Raw genomic sequence first — 18633 nt, 5'->3', positions numbered from 1 at the left:
AATGCGTCCATGTTCATGATCGATTTTTAATGAGCTGTCGTTATTTCAATTTGATTTCCGGAAGGATCGATCGTGTATATTTTTCCATCTTTTTCAGTTATACGTGCATTTATTTCTTTTAATCTCTTGATCATCTGATCTTTTTCTTCCTTATTCGGCAAAATGATTGTGAACCATTTAAGCCCGACACTATTCTCAGGAGGCTTTGGAGCCCCTATACCATTCCAAGTATTTAACGCAATATGGTGATGGTATTTGCCGCTAGAAATAAATAATGCATGAGATCCATATTTTGATGTCATTTGAAAACCGAGGCCTTTACAATAAAATTGTTCTGCTTCATCTAAATAGGCAACATGCAAATGAATATGACCAATAATGGTTGCTTCAGGCATCCCTTGCCAGCCCTCTGGATCTCTTTCAGAAAATAAATCGTTTATATCTAACGGAATCGTGTCCATCACAACTTGATTTTGATTCCATTCCCCATTCGCCGACTTTCGATCAGCATAAATTTCAATGCCGTTTCCATCCGGGTCTGCCAAATAGACCGCTTCACTGACCAAATGATCGGAAGCACCCTGCAGCGGATAGTTCATTTGAATGAGATGATAAAGGGCATTAGCTAAATCTTTCTTTTCCGGCAATAAAATGGCAAAATGATATAACCCTGTCGTCCGAACTTGTTTTCTTATTACATTATCCGGTTGTTCGACAATCAATAGCGGCTTCTTTCCATCAGCAGAAAAAACGACTTTATTTTCCTTTTGCTCTAATATTTTAAACCCCAATAAATTGTGGTAAAACGCAATAGATCTCTTAAGATCCTCCACTTTGATCGATACTCCCCCGATATATTTATTGGGCGAACGATGAAATGCAAGCTCCATGTATTATCCAATCCCTTCTACAAGATTCTTTAGCTTTTGACAGGCAGTTTAATCTCAAATTTCGTTCCTTTGCCTTTTTTACTTGTCACGTTGATTTCTCCTTGATGCAGGAGCACTAACTGCTTCACAATTGAGAGTCCTAACCCGAATTCCCCGTATTTATTGTTTGTTCTTGACAGATCTGCTTTGTAAAATCTCTGCCAAATGTTTTCAATTTCTTTTTCGTCCATTCCGATCCCGGTATCTTCGATTTCAATGATTGTTTCCTTATATCCAGGTTTCCCCCGCAAAAATATTTTTCCGTTTTGTGTAAACTGAATGCTATTTTTAACAATATTGATCAAAATTTGAATGAGGCGATCATAATCAGCATAAATGATTTCATTTTCATCCGCTTCAATGATCATAATGTTATTTTTCTCCTCCGCTTGTGAAAGAAGCTGTTCCTTCACAATTTCAAACACATCAATTAACTGTATAGGTTCTATATTTAGCTTTACTTGATTCGACCGAATTTTTTCATAGTCCAAATTTTCATTAACTAGCCGAATCAGCCTTTTTGCCTCTTGGCTTACTAATTGAATGCCTCTTTCTTTTTCTTCTTCAGGAATCATATCGCTTTTTAATCCTTCAATGACACCGCTGATCGTTGTAAGAGGAGTTTTCAACTCATGAGAAACATCTGCAATAAACTGTCTCCTTCTTTTTTCAAGCCTGCTTATTTCCTCCTGAGAAGCTTTAAGCTTTTTTACCATTTCATTAAAGTCGCTTGCCAGCTCACCAATTTCATCGATTTTGGAGGCATTCACCTGGACGTCATAGTTTCCAGATGACACCATTGACGTTGCTTCACGAATCCTCTGAATTCTCCGAACATGCAGCTTCGATAAAAGACCGCTTAGCAAAAATGAAACCGTCAACGAAATTAAAATTGTATAAAATAAAAACTGATTAATGTCGCTGATGGTCTCTCTTGAACCGCTTATCGGCGAAACTAGGAGAACTCCTCCCATCAGCTCCCCGTTCACGATGAATGGCAAAGAAACGAAGGATACCGCCTGATCAAACCGTTTTAAATCTTGCTTGACCACGACAATTTTGCCATCCTCCAAACTCTCCCATTCTTTTTCTGACATTGTGAACCGCGGGAAAAAGCCAGCTTCCGGATAAAAAATTTCGCCTTGTTGATTAAACACACTGAACATAATATTTCGTGTCCTCAGCACCTGCCGGTACTGATCCAAAATCCGGTTTCCACCCCAATTATCGCGGCTATAATCATGTAAAATGTTTTGGCCGTAGGCAATCAATTCTTCTACTTTATTTTGATAAACATAGTTTTCAACATATTTTGCAAAGGAAAAGCTCAAAATCAAGAATGCAATGACTAAAACTCCTATATGGCTAATAAGCAGCTGATACATATATTTAAGTTTCATCGTGCTTCACCGATTCGTCGAATTTATATCCCACCCCCCAAACCGTGTGAAGGAAGTTTTGCGCTTCAGGCCCGAGCTTCTTTCTCAGCCTTTTCATATGAACATCAACCGTTCTTTCATCCCCGTAAAATTGATACCCCCATATACTTTCCAGCAACTGCTCTCTCGTAAATACTTGGCGCGGATGTGTGAGAAAATGATAAAGGAGGTCAAACTCTTTTGGAGTTAGGTTATTAATCGATTGTCCTTTAAAATACGCTTCTCTTGCATCTTTGTCCACTTTAAAGTGTTTGGTTGTCACAATGTTTTTTTGACGAGGTTCTTGCTTGTTATATCTTCTCGCCACTGCCTTTATTCTCGCCATTAGTGCAATCGGGCTAAACGGTTTCGTGACATAATCATCGGCTCCCATTTCAAGTCCGATCACTTGATCGGATTCACTGTCTTTAGCGGTCAGCATGATGATCGGAACGGAGTGTTCTTCTTCTCTTAATTTTCTGCAAAGCGTGACTCCATCCATTCCGGGAAGCATCCAATCGATGATGAGCAAGTCCCAATTGCCACTCTTAGCGGATTGGTAGCCTTCAAGTCCATCATGGACAAATTCCCCTTCAATCCCTTCCTTTATAAAAAACATATTTAGCATCGAACAGACGCTTTCATTATCTTCGATCACTAAAATTTTCATTTCTCTTCCTCCCGCTAAAACAACTCTTATTTTCAAGATAAACGAGTAAAGAAAGGGAAGCAACTACTTCAACTTCTCTTTTAAAAAATTAAACTTTCGAACATAGATTTTTCATAAATTGTTCATATGTTTCCAATATGCTTATCGTTGACAATCACGAAGGAGGTAAGATTAGATGAATTTTTTTAAAAGGTCGTTGTTAAGCGTATGGGCTAGAAAAGGAAAGAGCCTTTTACAACTGTTTATTTTCACCATCATTTGCTTACTTGTCCTTTCCGGTCTGGCGATCGAAAGTGCAGCAAAGAAAGCCAGTGATTTAGCGAAGGAAAAGCTGGGAGGAGAAGTGACCTTGCAGATGGATATGGAAAAAATGCGGAATCAGCAGCAATCGGAAGGTGAACGGACGAGGTTTCAGCTTGAACCCATTCCGGTAAAATCGGCAGAAGAATTATCTACATACTCAGAAGTAAAAGGTTATAACTTATATTCGTCGACAAACGGAATTGCTGAAGACTTTGATCCAATTGAAAATGAAGACACAAGTGATTCGGATGAGGAAACAGAAAACAGAGGTCCCTTTGGGGAAAATGGAAATCCAATGTTTCAATCTGATGTCAGTCTGCAAGGCGTCGTTTTTACTGATGCTGTCGAAGAATTTATGAACGGAGATTCTACATTGGTAGAAGGTGAACATATTACCGATCAATCATTAGGAAAAAATGTTGTGGTCATCGAAAAAACATTGGCGGATGAAAACGACTTAACTGTCGGTGATACGATTACGGTAAAAGGTGCCAATGAAGAGGAAAAAACGATTGAATTAAAAATCATTGGCATTTATGAGACAACCACAAACGAACAAGATCAAGGAATGAATTTTTCTTTTATGAACCCTTACAACAAATTGTACGTTCCATATACTGTCGCGAACACACTGAAAGGTGAAGACTATGAAAATACCATTGACCGCGCTGTTTATTACATGAAAGATCCCGCGGAAATAGACTCGTTTATTCAAAAAGCGAAGAAAAATTCGAGCATAGACTTCGATACATTCAAGCTTGATGCAAATGATCAGCTATACAATCAAATGGTCGGACCAATCAACAATGTCGCGTCATTTTCAAAAAATGTCGTTTACTTAGTGACGATTTCGGGGGCTGTCATTCTTGGACTGATTGTCATGCTGTCAATCCGCGAACGGAAATACGAGATGGGTGTTCTTCTTTCTCTTGGGGAGAAAAGATGGAAGCTCATCGGTCAATTTGTCGCAGAAATATTGATTGTAGCCGTTCTCGCCATCGGAATTTCAAGCGCATGCGGAAATGTGGTGGCCGGCAAGATCAGCGATCAATTATTAGCGCAAGAGCTGGCCCAGCAAGAGCAGATGAATACACCTCCATCCTTTCGACCAGGAATGGGAGGCAGTGTAGGAATGAGAGGGCAAGCAGCTAACGTGGAAACAATTGATGACTTAGAAATCGCAATAACACCGAAAGATTTAGGCATGCTGTCGTCTATCGGAATGTTAATTGCCGTTTTATCATCATTTATTCCATCGCTGTCCGTTTTGCGGCTGCATCCGAAGGTGATTTTAACTAAACAAGACTAAGAAAAGAAGGGGATCAAATGAGTGCATTGTTGAAATTTCAAGATGTTAGCTATTGGTATAGCAGAGATCAAAAAAAAGTAGAAATCTTAAAAAAGATCAATATTGATTTTGAAAAAGGTACATTTTACACAATTACTGGTCCAAGCGGTGCGGGAAAATCCACATTTTTAGCTCTTGCCGGTGCTCTTGATTCTCCAAAAGAAGGGTCTATTTTATACGAGGGCAAGGATTTAAAAAAAATCGGCTATTCCAAATTTCGCAATCAATACGTCTCAATCGTCTTTCAATCATACAACTTGCTTCCTTATATGACAGCATTGCAAAACGTCGTTGCGGCAATGGAAATAACGAAATCCTCTAAAAAGCCATATAAACAATTTGCACTAAAAACATTAGAACAAATGGGGATTTCGCAGGACCAAGCAAAGCAAAAAGTACTGACACTAAGCGGAGGACAACAGCAAAGAGTTTCCATTGCCCGCGCTCTTTGCTGCGAGTCGCAGTTAATTGTCGCGGATGAACCAACAGGAAACTTGGATGAGCAAACATCTAAAGAAATCGTCCGCATTTTTCAAGATTTAGCACATCAAGAGGGAAAATGCGTCATCATGGTGACGCACGATTTAACAATTGCATCCATCGCCGATGTGAACATTCATTTATCAAATGGAACCTTCCAAATACAATAAAAAGCTTGGGGTTGTCCAAAAAGTCAATTCCCCATTGAAAACAAACAATCATAAACACCGATATATCAACGTTTCTAAAACATTAAAAGGGGCAGTCAATAAGTCGAAAAAACGACTTTGAACTGCCCCGGCTTTTTATTTAGTTCTTTTTACACATACTTATTTCGTCCGGCATTCAATAGCTTCAGCCAAAGTTTGGAAAAGAGAAATCAATTGTAGTAAAGCCGTTTTAAAGTCCATCTCTTTTACTTCGTCACATAGAAACAAGAATAAGTTGCCCCCATGGTCTTTGGATCCTCTTCTTTCCGAAGTTGCCAAGCAATCAAGATATACCGAGTGAAGACAATGGTAGTATGGCTAATCATCATGTCATAGGAACGACCTTGAAACTCTTTGGCTAAATGTAAAAACGATTTACTGAATTTAAAAAAGGTTTCGATGTCCCAACGCATCCCATAGATTCGAACGATTTCTTCATTAGACAGCGTGGTATCTGTACTCAAAATGGCCAGCCATTCACTTTGGTTGTTTCGATTCCGCACAAACACGATTTTCACTGGTAAACCCGTATGAAGGGTTACGTGAATCGAGCCGAGTGTTTCTTTTTTGCCAATGTCTCGTTTCGCTTTTCGATACAGTTGTTCCAAGGTTAAACGTTCTCCGTTGAAGAGATACCGTTGTTTTAGCTGTTTGACCATGCCAATGACAAAAAGGCATGCCCTGTCTGAATTCAAGGGATGGTAAAAAAAGGTATACATATTCGTCCGTCATGGCAAGAGATGAGAGTCCAAAAGCGCTTACGGATGATTCAAAAAAATGGTTCGCTAACCTATGACTTACTTCTTTTTTCAGCGAATCAAAAAGTTCCCACAAAGTCTTGACTGACTCATGTTATATAGAGGGGTTGAAAACAACATAATACTATAATAACATTAATGGAAATGTATCCCAATCGCTAAAAACCTACATAAAATTGGAAGTTTAAAGGGGGGATTTTATAGAACAGCTAAAAAGGTTGGAAAATCAAAAATATTTTTAACAATGCTGTTTTTTATCGGATATGTGATTTCTCTACCTGTTTAAACATTTTAAGAACCAAAAATTGAAAGGCAACGTTTGATATGAACCGCATGAAATGTATTTTAGTTTTGCTTTAATTTTTTCATCTGTAGGAACTGCAGGTATATCTACTCTAAAAGCTTCTCAATTTAAAGATGAGGAGATCATTTATAACCAAGATATTCCTAATTTTGAAGTTTGGAAGATGGTGTTTTGATAGATGGAAAATTTTATAGTCCAGAGGAATTTGAGGAGTATTTAAAATCACCTGAGATTGTTGTTTTAAGTGATGGTAATGGTGGTTCTTCTATTTAACCTTTCTTTGCATTGGCTCCCGCTATTTATTTTGTTCCTGGTGTTGGTCAAGTTGCATTACTAGCGACTGGTGCAATAGTAGTTGGTGGGGTTACTATTAAGGCTGGAAGTTGGCTCTATAAAACTATTTCTAACTATTTTAATGATCCTAAAAGAGTAATTGCTTCTAATTATGGAATACCACAATCATTGTTAGATTCAAACTGAAAAGTGAAATTAGGTTCTTTTAAAGATAAACACGGGAATACACCTCTAACTAAAAATTCTGGTACTTTTAAAAATGGGAAGTGGTCAGTAGAAAAAGATACAGCAGGACGTGGTGGACGTGTATGGAAATTAAAGAAAGATGAAAAAAGAATAGCTTCTTTAGATAAAAATGGGAAAGTGTTATCCAAATAAAGAATAGGAGTAGATTTAGTTTATGAAGAAAATGACTTTTAACGGTTTTACACTTAATTATCATGAATCAATTAATGTTTATGTAAATGAAGAAACAAAGCAAGTTATTTTCATTTCTAAAAATAATGATGAAATACACGGGGTCCTAGAACTTGATGAAGAAAATAAAGTTAAAATACATCCTAGATGGAATGTAAACTTTTCAATTGAAAATACAGAGGTTACAATAGGTGTTAATTATGAGGAAGAATAAACAATATTATTAATCACTATCAACAAGCTGGAATGGGGCTGTCAAGAAAATCGTTTTTCACTGACTTTCTTGACAGCCCCTTCTTAAACATTGCATCCATCGCCGATGTGAACATTCATTTATCAAATGGAACCTTCCAAATACAATAAAAAGCTTGGGGTTGTCCAAAAAGTCAAATCCCCATTGAAAACAAACAATCACAAACACCGATATATCAACGTTTCTAAAACATTAAAAGGGGCAGTCAATAAGCCGAAAAAACGACTTTGAACTGCCCCGGCTTTTTATTTAGTTTCTTTTTACACATACTTATTTCGTCCGGCATTCAAACCAGCAATGATCATCAAAACACAGACAGCAATAAACAATAAAATGGGCGCCACCCACGAATGAGTTTTGTCATACAAAACGCCAATTAAAATGGGCCCAAAAGCAGCAAGCAAATAACCAATTGATTGCGCCATTCCCGATAAAGCGGAAGCTTGCTCGGAGCTTCTTGTTCTTAAACCAAATAGCGCTAATACGAGCCCAATGCTTGCCCCTTGTCCAATACCGATTAAGATAATCCAAAAGACAATCAGTAAAAGAGGCCCGCCATACAATAATCCAACGAGACCTGCTAAATAAATAGCTCCTAAAACCGCTACAATTCGCCTTTGATCTGCATATTTGTCCGACAGTGCCGGAGCGACAAATGTTGCCGGCAAGCCAGCAATTTGCACAAGAAACAGCATCCAACCAGCTGTTGAAGCACTTAATCCGTCCGCCTGCAAAATTTCAGGAAGCCATGCAACCATACTATAAAATAAGAACGATTGAAGACCCATAAAAAATGTGACTTGCCATGCCAGCGGCGACCGGAGCAAAAAACCATTTGAAATATGTTCAATTGGCGGTTTCGCGGATCTCTGTTTTCCACTAATTAATGGAAACCATAAACATATCGCCACAATTGCTAAAATTGCCCAAAATAATAAGGCATTTTTCCATCCAAATTTTAATCCTTCCGACAACGGAATTGCTAAACCGGAAGCGATCCCTGCAAGCATACCCATAGCTGTTGAATAAACGCTTGTCATCAGTCCGATTTTATCCGGGAACCGTTCTTTTACAATACCCGGAAGAAGCACATTTCCAATGGCAATGCCTACTCCAATCAATACAGTTCCTAAAAGCAGACCGATCATCGCTCCGAATGTTCGAATAATCATTCCTGCAAGAAGCACGACTAACCCAGCAAAAATCGCCGTTTCATTTCCATATCGGCTTGCAAATTTCGGAGCTAATGGCGAAAGAACCGCAAAAACGATTAACGGGATAGTCGTTAGTAAACCCGCAACCCCGTTGGAGATTCCGAGATCTTCACGAATATAACCGATGAGCGGTCCGACCGAAGTAATAGCAGGACGCAAATTAAAAGCAGCAAAGATGATTCCAACTATCAAGAGCATTTTTTTAATAGAAATTTCTTTTTCTGCCCTTACCGTATAGCGTTCCATACTCACCCCTCCTTTACCCCCTTGAACATCTTAAAAGTCAATTATTAATATACCTCATACCCATCGATATCTTGATATGCCAGCACACCCCCCTTGAACATCTTAAAAGTCAATTATTAATATACTAATCCCCATCGATGGGAAAATCAACCACATACCATGTATCGATCATTTGAGAAAACAGACAGCTTCTGGAATAATGTTAATAAACGATGTTTGAAAGGAGAGTCCGTTTATGGAAATTGTTGTAGTTGGCGCCAATGGAAAAATCGGAAAAATTCTTGTTCAGTTATTAAAAGAAAGCAACGAGCACACAGTGAAAGCAATGATCCGCAACGAAAACCAAAAAGAATATTTTGACTCGATCGGAGTCAAGACGGTTTTAGCTGATTTGGAAGGCACAGTCGATCAGATCGCCGAGGCGATCAAAGGTGCGGAAGGGATCGTCTTTACCGCTGGTTCAGGCGGACATACAGGTGCAGATAAAACTCTTTTAGTCGATCTAGACGGTGCCGTAAAAACAATTGAAGCAGCAGAAAAGGCAGGCGTTCAACGGTTTATAATGGTCAGCGCTTTGCAAGCCCATAATAGACAAAATTGGAACGAAAAGATTAAACATTATTATGTTGCCAAGCATTATGCCGACCGTTTCCTTGTCCAAAGCCGTTTAAACTATACAATTGTCCGGCCGGGGGCGCTATTGGATGAGAAAGGAACCGGAGAAATAAAAATTGCCGAAAATCTTGAAAGAGCCGCCATTCCAAGAGAAGATGTGGCTTCGGTTATTTTTGCATCAATAACGGAGAAAAACACTTTTCGCCGCTCATTTGATCTTGTCTCAGGAAACACCCCGATTCGCGAAGCATTAAAAAATTTTTAATATACGAAGAAAGGTTGGCGAATAATGCAGGTTAGCATTTTAGACCAAGCACCGATTTTGAACAACTCAACAGCAAAAGAGGCGTTGGAGCAATCCATTCAACTGGCCGTATTGGCGGAAAAACTAGGCTATACCCGCTACTGGATTGCGGAGCATCACAATCTTTCTGGACTTGCCTGCTCCGCTCCAGAAATTATGCTCCCAGTTATAGGGGCAAAAACAAAATCGATTCGCATCGGGTCAGGCGCAACGCTTCTCCCCCACTATAAGCCGTATAAAGTTGCGGAAATGTTTAATATGCTGGCAACATTATTTCCTAACCGCATTGATCTTGGGATCGGGCGCGCCCCCGGAGGAGACGCTCAATCAAGCATTGCGTTATCCGGCAATTATCTCGAAAATGTAAAAAACATGCCGAAAACCGTTCAAGAGCTGCTTCATTTTTTATATAATGACTATCCAAAAAATGAATTATTTTCGAGCATCTCAGCCTCTCCTTTGCCAAATATTCCTCCTGAACCTTGGATCCTTGGCACAAGCATAAAGAGCGCCTTTTTAGCAGCTGAAAACGGCATTTCCTATGCATTTGGCCAATTTATGAGCAATGAAGACGGGCGGCAAATTATTCAAACATATAAAAATCAGTTCCAGAAAAAAAGAAAACAGCAGCCAAAGACAATTGTCACAGTCTCGGCAATATGCGCTGAAACTAGCGAAAAAGCGGAGCAAATTGCCTTCAGCAGCTTTTTATGGAATCTTCAGCATCATAAAGGAAAAACACTTGATTTTCCATTAAAAGAAGAAGCAAAGCAGCAATTGCTGAATTCAGATGAATTTCAACAGTTTCAAAAGAATATGATCATTGGCGATCCAACATTTGTCGTTCACCGTTTATATGAATTAAAAAATTGGTATGAAGCAGATGAAATGATGATCATAACAATAACTGGAAGCTATGAAGAACGCACAAAATCGTATCAATTGATAGCAGAGGAAATAAATAGAAAGAAATCTTATCGTTAATATAATCAATATGACCATGGATAAAATCGGTTTAACCTATATGGGAACCGATTTTTTCTTTTTCCAATCCCCCATTTCATATTGTATCCTCCCCTTTTTTTAAAAATTCCCTAACTTACAACTGTTTCAAATATTATATGTATATAATTTTATGCATTTAACAGTTGACGTTTTAATTATATTAAAATATTATTTAAAGAGCGGTAGGACGGTTATTTTTTATTTTCGGACAATTCAAAACATCTTAAAAATTATATAAAAATAATGGAGGTTTATTTTTATGATAACAAAAGAGCAGATTGTCCAAAGCCTTCCGCAAAAAGGTTTTTTTGGACATCCAAAAGGATTATTTACGCTGTTTTTTACGGAGTTTTGGGAACGTTTTTCCTATTACGGAATGAGAGCAATACTTCTTTATTATATGTATTATGAAGTTTCTAAAGGCGGTTTGGGAATAGATGAAGCTACCGCTGCATCGATTATGGCGATCTACGGTTCTCTCGTGTATATGTCGGGAACGATTGGAGGATGGATTGCAGACCGCCTGTTAGGGACAAGCAAAACTGTTTTTTACGGCGGAATTTTAATCATGCTCGGCCATATCGTCTTATCCTTCCCTGGAAATATTGAAGCTTTATTCATTTCCATGACGCTGATTGTTCTTGGTACTGGACTTTTAAAGCCGAATGTATCAAGGTCGGCGATCTTTATGCAGATAACGATGCCCGCCGCGATTCAGGGTTTAGTATTTTTTATATGGGTATTAATTTAGGTGGATTTTTAGCTCCCATTATTGTTGGAACTTTAGGACAAGGATATAATTTCCATCTTGGCTTTGCTCTTGCTGCTATTGGTATGTTTTTTGGGCTTTTGACATTTGTCCTAACAAAAAAGAAAAACCTTGGTCTCGCCGGAACACAGGTGCCTAACCCATTACAACCGGAAGAACGAAAAAAAGTATTCACTATTTTCGGCATCGGCGCTTTAGTAATTATCGCCTTTTTAGCTGTCACCATCCCTGCAGGACTTTTGACTATAAATAGCTTTACTATGATTGTCAGCATCCTCGGAATTGTAATACCTGCATGTTATTTTATATTTATGTACCGGAGTCCTAAAACAACAGAAGTGGAGCGTTCGCGTGTAATTGCTTACATTCCGCTCTTTATTGCCGCAGTAGTTTTTTGGGCTATTCAAGAACAAGGGGCTATTATTTTAGCCACTTATGCAGATAAGCGCACCCAATTATCCTATGCAGGACTTGAACTGCAATCATCATGGTTTCAATCATTGAACCCTTTATTTATCATCTTTTTGGCGCCGGTTTTTGCATGGTTTTGGGTGAAGCTTGGAAAGCGTCAGCCATCAACACCGAGCAAGTTTGCATTCGGACTTATTTTTGGCGGTCTATCATTTCTAGTTATGATCATTCCTGCTTATGTAAACGGTACTGAGTCATTAGTTAGCCCTTTATGGCTCGTACTAAGCTTCTTCCTTGTTGTAATCGGAGAGCTGTGCTTGTCCCCAGTAGGACTTTCAGCAACTACAAAGCTTGCTCCAGCGGCTTTTTCAGCGCAAACAATGAGCCTATGGTTTTTAACTAGTGCAGCCGCTCAAGCCATTAATGCCCAGCTTGTAAAATACTACACAGTTGAAACAGAAATTGTTTATTTTGGCATTATCGGCATGATTTCAATTATTCTTGGCCTTATTTTATTCTTCATGGCACCTATGATTAAACGTTTGATGAAAGATGTTCTATAATAAAGTCTTGCTGCATGATAAAAACCTGCCTGTTCAAACATAAACAGGCAGGTTTTTTGCCATATATGAAGTTTGTTTTTGCCAAAATCACTCAGCAAAAAAGTTTGAATTTCTCTCCGCTTACTTTGATACTTTATCCAAAAGCTTCAATGATTCTCTATTAAATGCTTCTAAGTCAGCAGGTGTGCGGCTTGTAACCAATTGGTTTTGGCACACGACAACTTCTTCGTCATGATAGTTGGCGCCTGCATACTCCATATCTACGCGAATTGATTTATAGCCAGTTGCATCCCGACCTTCCAATGCTTTTGCCGAAATTAGCAGCTGAGGTCCATGACAAATAGCAAATACCGGTTTTTTCGCATCCATCATAGCTTTTACAAAAGAAACAAAACGGTCATCCGCACGCAAAATGTCCGGCGAGAAACCTCCCGGCAAAAGAAGTGCATCAAAATCGTCCGGTTTTACATCATCAATCGAGTAGTCAATTCTAACTTCCGCTTCACCTTTTTTTCCTTTAACTTTTTTGCCAGCTTCTTTTTCAATTGTGACCACTTCATGACCTGCTGATTGAAATGCTTCTGCAGGACTTGTGAACTCACTGTCTTCGAACAAGTCTGTAATAAGAGTAGCTACTTTTGCCATGTGATCAACTCCTTTATTTTAGATTATCATAAAAAATTTTGTGGAAACATTTATTTGCTTCATATATTATTATCAATTACCTATATTACTAATCAAACGTTTGTTTAACAACAAATATGATTGCCAAAATCAGCAGTCTCGCAATGCGGCTGCCTTCATCGGCGTTTAGAGGCGGAATTTTTCAGATAAATCGAATCAACCGAGACAAAATGGACCAAGCAAGCTATTAAGCCTGTTCCATTTGTCTTCAATATAGAAATGCTGTCAGCTTCAAGTCCTTGCATTTTGATGCTGAGTTCAGTATTCCAACCTCTTTCAGCTAATAAACCGAATGCGCCGGGCAGCGAAGCTTTGACATTACAGTTGAATTAGAAAATGAAAACGTTCGTTTATAAATTTATTTGAGAAGAGCGGGCTTTTAAATAAGAATTTCGGGGAGGGACGACAACTATCCTTTTCTTTCTGGAAGAAAACATTTGATCGTTTGCACAATTAGGGAGCTGCAAGCTCTTAAAACGAAGGGAAACAGTTGTCTAAACCGAAAAAACTAACGGTTCTCAGTCCTCATCTTTTTTAAACATACATTTTTAATATGCGGTCTACTGCTCCACCATATGATTCCCCAAACAAATTCAGATGGACAAGCAAATAATAAAGCTGGTACAAAGGCTTGATTTCCTCATATCTTTCGGAAAGAGGGTAATATTCTTCATATGAGCGGTAAAAATCTTGGGAAAAGCCGCCAAATAATTCGGTAAAGGCAATTTCAAAATGGCGATCTCCATACATTACGGACGGATCAATTAAAAATGGTTCCCCATTCGGTCCAACTATCCAATTCCCTCCCCATAAATCGCCGTGTAAAAGAGAAGCCTCCACGTTTGCTGGAATCCATTCATGCAAGCGATTAAGGAGAGTTTCCAATCTTTTTCCACGTTCACCACGTATATAATTTTTCTTGATTCCTATTTCCATTTGTCCGCTTAAACGGTAGTCCCGATAGTATTCAAGCCAAGATGACATAAGGCGGTTTCTTTGAGGCAGCGTTCCAATATATGTATTTTTCGAATATCCGTGATATACAAAATGGCTTTTGTGTAAAGCTGCCAGCTTTTGGCCTAACAGCTTTTCTGTATTATCATCTTTTTTACCGTTCACCCATTCCATGATCAAAAATCCCTCGTTGGAATTCTCGGAGTAAGCAAACACCTTCGGTACGCGCACGGTGTTAGTATCCCTAATCAGTTGAAGCCCTTCCGCTTCCAGACGGAAAAAATCTTCGGGAGCTTCTAAATTGTACTTTAAAAAATACGTTTGGTTTTCTGTCTGTACAAAATAGCTTTCGTTAATATCACCTCCGCTTACTTTCCGAATGTTTTCGATTACTCCAAAATCTCCAGCAGTCCTTAATGCTTCCGCTATAATTTTTTTCATCCTGCCTCCTCTTTTTCTTTTTTTACTTATCTTTTCATAAATCATATATCTTTTGCAACGAAATCAACAAAGCAGCCTTTATTAATTGAAAAGTTATTTTTCTTTAGATTTCATTGTTCCAACAATAAAATATTCAAGAGCTTTTACATCTTCTATTAATTTTCTCCGTAATTGTTGATATGTTTCAAAAGATTGGTAGTCTAAATGATGATTTTCTTCAAACATTGTGCACAAATCGTTAAAGTTTTTGTAGATTCGGTCAAAATTTTTTTCCATCAGCACCAAAACATTTTTCATTCTCCTTTTCCTACTCCTTTTCCAAAAACCCCTTAAAAGAGACGGCGCAAAAATTCTCCTTATTTTATTTCGGAAAAAATAATTATATTTTCGACTCTTTCATAAATAATAGTTACTTCTCATACATTTTTAGTTGGAATCACTCATATCGTGTAAGGCGTCATTCCGACATTCATGATAAAATGGTAAAAAGGAAATCAGATACATTGGAGTGAATATTGATGACAAAACAAGAAATTGAACAAAGAATCGCCGAATTAAAATCTGACTATATCCGCATTCAAGGGGACATCGAAAAGCTTGAATCAGTCGGAGGAAATATAGAAAAAGCGGAACAGCAGCTTACGGAAATTGAAAACGAGTTGGCCAATCTTAGAACGGCGCTGAACAAGCAGCGTTAACACCAAGATCAAATTCCGCTGTCCGTTTCCTTTCATAATCATTTTCATTGATCCATTGGATGGGAAAAAAGAAGGTTCTGTGTGGTTTTATCCCCTCCAGGTGGAAAGTAAAAAAAGTGTTCTTAGGAGTCTGCCGGAGAGGGGATTTTTTATGGTGAAAAATCAAACATGTAACTCATATTCAGAAGATCTGAAGCGTGAATCGTTCGTTTGAAATGAAAGGAGGCTCCCTTATCGGCAACTTCATGAACATTTTGGAATTAAGCGGCATACGCAAAATTTAAGAAATGTCAAAATGTAGAGGCTTTTTGATGCGTTTTTACGATCGGCGGGAAGTATGAAAACACATGCAATTTAAAAGTTTAGAAGAAGAAAGCACAAGTCGATTTGCTTAAAAAGCGCCGTCCAAATCTATACGGGAAGAAGTGGCCCTAAAAGCCGATCGGTTTCATATTATTGATAAAGCATTTATGTTTGTTGCGATCATTTTTTAGGATTTCGTAAATGCTTTCATTTTTTCTAAGAAATCCATATACTTTCATTTCCAGATCCTTTTTTATTTCTAATTTACACGGCTAAGAGTATGACAGACAACGTAACGACACAACGCTGTACGTCGCCTTTCGGATAAAGCGCTCCTCCAGTCCTGGCAATCATCGAATACGCTTAAAGCACTTCTTGACACCTCTTGTGTAAAGGTTTTACAGAATTTTGTCCACCTACGAAAAAATCCAAAATTTTGCGATATCCTTTTTCGTTTACTCCTAACACTACATAAATGACTTTTTTTCAACCGTCGTAGTCCAAATATAAAACAGCATAACGCTTGGATAGTGGACAGTTGCGCCATTTTTGATGTCTTCTCTTTCTGGTCATACAACTGATCGTCAGGAGAATAGGGACTTTCCATCCACATGCTAATTTCCCGTGTCTTGATGATCGCTTCCTAAAGCGAGCCCGTATAATGTTTATAAAAGGGAAATTCGCGTTTGAAATTCCGAGTTTCGATCTTAGCACCAAAAGGGCATCAGTCTAATCGATCTCCGGGTAAAGAAAACGCATGGAAGTCGTTTCGGCAGTTTGCATCGGAATAATTGAGTAAATTTTAAAAGAGAAGCCCGATCTTGAGTCTCGCCTTCATGAACCTAAGCAGTAATCGAAGTGTGATGTACACGATAAATACCATCCAATGAGCGATCAAGGAGATTCGGAAACGTCTAAAGCCGATGAACAGTTTAAGCAGTTAAGAATCCGCTGAAAAAGCAGTATATTTGACCTTTCAAACTTTTAGCGAGAAATAGGCAGAACGAAAAGTTGCGAAGATTTGCAGAAGCGCAGGAAGCCCTCCAGCGAAAATTCGAAGAACGTAACAATTAATCATATATGGCAGATTAATTGCGTTTACTGCTTATTGATGCCTCTTTTTTATGGTTTAAAAACGTTAATATTTTTAGAATTTGACTCCCTAGACAGTCTCCTGCAAAGGAAATCGGTTCCCTATCAATTCCAAATTCATTCAGAAATATTGTATCTGCCCCGCATTACATAAAATTTTTTAACAGTATACCCATTTATACCATTCTCTACTTTTGTAAAAAAATATGACAAGGTTTTTTATTTGGTTTTTGTAATTTTTTGTAGATTTTCGTAGATTTAATTTAATATTAATTTAGAATTTGTTAAATATTTTAAAAATTATTTACATATAGAAAGGAGGGGGTTGATTAATGATCATTTTCCATGAAGTAAATAAACATTACGGAAAATTCCATGTTCTGCAAAATATCAATCTGCATATTAAACAAGGGGAAGTTGTCGTCATTATCGGTCCTTCAGGATCCGGGAAAAGTACACTCGTTCGTTGTATTAACAGGCTTGAAACAATTTCTAGTGGAGAATTAATAGTAGATAATGTAAAAGTTCATGACAAAAAAACAGATATAAATAAATTACGCCGCAACATCGGGATGGTATTTCAACATTTTCATCTTTATCCTCACAAAACCGTCCTACAAAACATTACGCTGGCTCCTATAAAAGTGTTAGGAGTTGCAAAAGAAGAGGCTGAAAGAACTGCAATGTACTATTTAGAAAAAGTAGGAATACCTGATAAGGCAAATTCCTATCCATCCTCTCTATCCGGAGGACAACAACAGCGTGTTGCAATTGCCCGTGGTCTTGCAATGAAACCAAAAATCATGTTGTTTGATGAACCAACTTCTGCACTGGATCCAGAAACAATCGGAGAAGTGTTAGACGTCATGAAAAAGCTGGCGAAAGAAGGGATGACCATGGTGGTTGTAACACACGAAATGGGTTTTGCCCGAGAAGTTGCAGACCGAATTGTGTTTATTGATCAAGGGAAAATATTGGAGGTTTCAACACCTGAAGAATTTTTCTCCAATCCAAAAGAAGAAAGAGCAAAAAATTTCCTAAACAGAATATTAAATCATTAAATATGAAGGGGGATGTTATATATGAGCTTTCGATCATTCTGTAAGAAAATACTTTCCATTTCTTTAATTTCTATTTTATGTATATCTATTTTGTCAGCCTGCGGCGGAAAAACTACTACTAATACTACTGCAGAACAAGAAAAAACAGAAAATTCTTCCGACAATCAAAATACGTTAGAAAAAATAAAAGAAAGGGACAAATTGATTGTCGGCGTAAAATATGATTTAAATCTTTTCGGACTTAAAGATCCTAAAACCGGAAAGGTGGAAGGGTTTGATATCGATATTGCTAAAGGTTTAGCTAAAAAAATATTAGGAGATGAAAATAAAATCGAACTGAAAGAAGTAACTTCTAAAACCCGAATTCCTCTTTTAAACAATGGCGATATCGACTGTATCATTGCCACAATGACTATATCGGAAGAGCGCAAAAAAGAAGTAGATTTTTCAGATGTTTATTTTATGGCCGGACAATCTTTACTTGTGAAGAAAGACAGCAAAATCAACGGTATTTCTGACGTCAAAAAAGGTGTAACCGTTTTAACGGCAAAAGGATCTACTTCCGCTCAAAATATTCGTGAAAAAGCACCAGAAGCAACTGTATTAGAATTTGAAAATTATGCTGAAGCCTTTACTGCTTTAAAAGCTGGTCAAGGAGATGCTTTGACAACAGATAATGCTTTATTACTAGGAATGGCAAAGCAAGATCCTAATTTCCGAGTCGTTGATGAAACATTTACAGAAGAACCTTATGGAATTGCTGTCCGCAAAGGTGATACAGAATTTGTAAATACAATTAATGAATATTTAAAAGAAATTAAAGAAAACGGCGAATATGACAAAATTTATGAGAAATGGATCGGAGACGTACCAAAAAATGAAAAATAATT

16 protein-coding genes and 4 pseudogenes are annotated in these 18633 nt (G+C 37.9%); 11 read left to right on the top strand and 9 right to left on the bottom strand.

What is annotated here, in order from left to right; all coding sequences use genetic code 11:
* Positions 1–26: 26 nt before the first annotated feature.
* The 3 genes from NSS70_RS01980 to NSS70_RS01970 are packed head-to-tail and all read right to left on the bottom strand — an operon-like array spanning position 27 to position 3017.
* Entirely contained in the window at positions 27–890 is an 864-nt protein-coding gene (locus NSS70_RS01980) for a VOC family protein (RefSeq protein ID WP_340880856.1), read from the bottom strand.
* A gap of 29 nt (positions 891–919) precedes the next feature.
* Positions 920–2329, bottom strand: a complete 1410-nt coding sequence (locus tag NSS70_RS01975) for a sensor histidine kinase (protein ID WP_063388213.1) — start codon at positions 2327–2329, stop codon at positions 920–922.
* Entirely contained in the window at positions 2319–3017 is a 699-nt protein-coding gene (locus NSS70_RS01970; RefSeq protein WP_063388212.1) for a response regulator transcription factor, read from the bottom strand. The genes NSS70_RS01975 and NSS70_RS01970 overlap by 11 nt, the downstream gene beginning before the upstream one ends.
* A gap of 175 nt (positions 3018–3192) precedes the next feature.
* Here NSS70_RS01970 and NSS70_RS01965 point away from each other — a divergent pair, with 175 nt between their 5' ends.
* Both NSS70_RS01965 and NSS70_RS01960 read left to right on the top strand, forming a co-directional pair.
* The gene (locus tag NSS70_RS01965) at positions 3193–4629 is read left to right on the top strand and encodes an ABC transporter permease (protein ID WP_063388211.1); all 1437 of its coding nucleotides are present in this window, start codon (positions 3193–3195) and stop codon (positions 4627–4629) included.
* 17 nt (positions 4630–4646) lie between these two features.
* Positions 4647–5318, top strand: coding sequence for an ABC transporter ATP-binding protein (locus tag NSS70_RS01960; RefSeq protein ID WP_339230004.1), 672 nt, complete (start codon positions 4647–4649; stop codon positions 5316–5318).
* 180 nt (positions 5319–5498) lie between these two features.
* On the opposite strand, the pseudogene NSS70_RS01955 reads toward NSS70_RS01960, so the two are convergent.
* Positions 5499–6031 (bottom strand): annotated as a pseudogene (locus tag NSS70_RS01955) (IS4 family transposase); the annotation flags it as partial.
* A gap of 871 nt (positions 6032–6902) precedes the next feature.
* Here NSS70_RS01955 and NSS70_RS01950 point away from each other — a divergent pair.
* Both NSS70_RS01950 and NSS70_RS01945 read left to right on the top strand, forming a co-directional pair.
* Complete coding sequence (locus tag NSS70_RS01950; protein WP_340880853.1) at positions 6903–7091, top strand: hypothetical protein; 189 nt, start codon at positions 6903–6905, stop codon at positions 7089–7091.
* 22 nt (positions 7092–7113) lie between these two features.
* Positions 7114–7344, top strand: a complete 231-nt coding sequence (locus NSS70_RS01945; protein ID WP_066247105.1) for a hypothetical protein — start codon at positions 7114–7116, stop codon at positions 7342–7344.
* Between the two features lie 299 nt (positions 7345–7643).
* Here the strand turns inward: NSS70_RS01945 and NSS70_RS01940 are convergent, their stop codons facing one another.
* A complete protein-coding gene (locus NSS70_RS01940; RefSeq protein ID WP_063388745.1) occupies positions 7644–8843 on the bottom strand; it encodes a CynX/NimT family MFS transporter in 1200 nt (399 codons plus the stop codon).
* A gap of 235 nt (positions 8844–9078) precedes the next feature.
* Here NSS70_RS01940 and NSS70_RS01935 point away from each other — a divergent pair, with 235 nt between their 5' ends.
* The 3 genes and pseudogenes from NSS70_RS01935 (at position 9079) to NSS70_RS01925 (ending at position 12510) form a co-directional block, all read left to right on the top strand.
* Positions 9079–9723 (top strand): SDR family oxidoreductase, encoded by a 645-nt coding sequence (locus tag NSS70_RS01935; RefSeq protein ID WP_340732557.1) that lies wholly within the window; start codon positions 9079–9081, stop codon positions 9721–9723.
* Positions 9724–9747: 24 nt separating this feature from the next.
* Positions 9748–10746 (top strand): LLM class flavin-dependent oxidoreductase, encoded by a 999-nt coding sequence (locus NSS70_RS01930; RefSeq protein WP_063388743.1) that lies wholly within the window; start codon positions 9748–9750, stop codon positions 10744–10746.
* 280 nt (positions 10747–11026) lie between these two features.
* Positions 11027–12510: pseudogene (locus NSS70_RS01925) on the top strand (peptide MFS transporter).
* Between the two features lie 120 nt (positions 12511–12630).
* On the opposite strand, the gene NSS70_RS01920 reads toward NSS70_RS01925, so the two are convergent.
* The 3 genes from NSS70_RS01920 to NSS70_RS01910 form a co-directional block, all read right to left on the bottom strand.
* Positions 12631–13155, bottom strand: coding sequence for a type 1 glutamine amidotransferase domain-containing protein (locus NSS70_RS01920; protein WP_063388741.1), 525 nt, complete (start codon positions 13153–13155; stop codon positions 12631–12633).
* A 573-nt stretch (positions 13156–13728) separates the two neighbouring features.
* Positions 13729–14589 (bottom strand): fructosamine kinase family protein, encoded by an 861-nt coding sequence (locus tag NSS70_RS01915; RefSeq protein ID WP_144596863.1) that lies wholly within the window; start codon positions 14587–14589, stop codon positions 13729–13731.
* 93 nt (positions 14590–14682) lie between these two features.
* Positions 14683–14886 (bottom strand): hypothetical protein, encoded by a 204-nt coding sequence (locus NSS70_RS01910; protein WP_063388739.1) that lies wholly within the window; start codon positions 14884–14886, stop codon positions 14683–14685.
* A 221-nt stretch (positions 14887–15107) separates the two neighbouring features.
* On the opposite strand from NSS70_RS01910, the gene NSS70_RS01905 reads away from it, so the two are divergent.
* Positions 15108–15287 (top strand): SE1832 family protein, encoded by a 180-nt coding sequence (locus NSS70_RS01905; protein WP_063388738.1) that lies wholly within the window; start codon positions 15108–15110, stop codon positions 15285–15287.
* Positions 15288–15884: 597 nt separating this feature from the next.
* On the opposite strand, the pseudogene NSS70_RS20730 reads toward NSS70_RS01905, so the two are convergent.
* A pseudogene (locus NSS70_RS20730) lies at positions 15885–16297 on the bottom strand (transposase); the annotation flags it as partial.
* Positions 16298–16417: 120 nt separating this feature from the next.
* Between NSS70_RS20730 and NSS70_RS20725 the strand changes: the two are divergent.
* The 3 genes and pseudogenes from NSS70_RS20725 to NSS70_RS01895 all read left to right on the top strand — a co-directional run.
* A pseudogene (locus NSS70_RS20725) lies at positions 16418–16664 on the top strand (IS256 family transposase); the annotation flags it as partial.
* A gap of 350 nt (positions 16665–17014) precedes the next feature.
* Positions 17015–17743, top strand: a complete 729-nt coding sequence (locus tag NSS70_RS01900; RefSeq protein WP_340880849.1) for an amino acid ABC transporter ATP-binding protein — start codon at positions 17015–17017, stop codon at positions 17741–17743.
* 21 nt (positions 17744–17764) lie between these two features.
* Positions 17765–18631, top strand: a complete 867-nt coding sequence (locus NSS70_RS01895; protein WP_066247116.1) for a glutamate ABC transporter substrate-binding protein — start codon at positions 17765–17767, stop codon at positions 18629–18631.
* Positions 18632–18633: the final 2 nt, after the last annotated feature.

It is taken from the genome of Aeribacillus sp. FSL K6-2848 (assembly GCF_038004325.1).
Lineage (GTDB): Bacteria > Bacillota > Bacilli > Bacillales > Aeribacillaceae > Aeribacillus > Aeribacillus composti.
The sequence above is the reverse complement of the archived record's forward strand: the minus strand, read 5'-3'. Positions and strand labels throughout refer to the sequence as shown.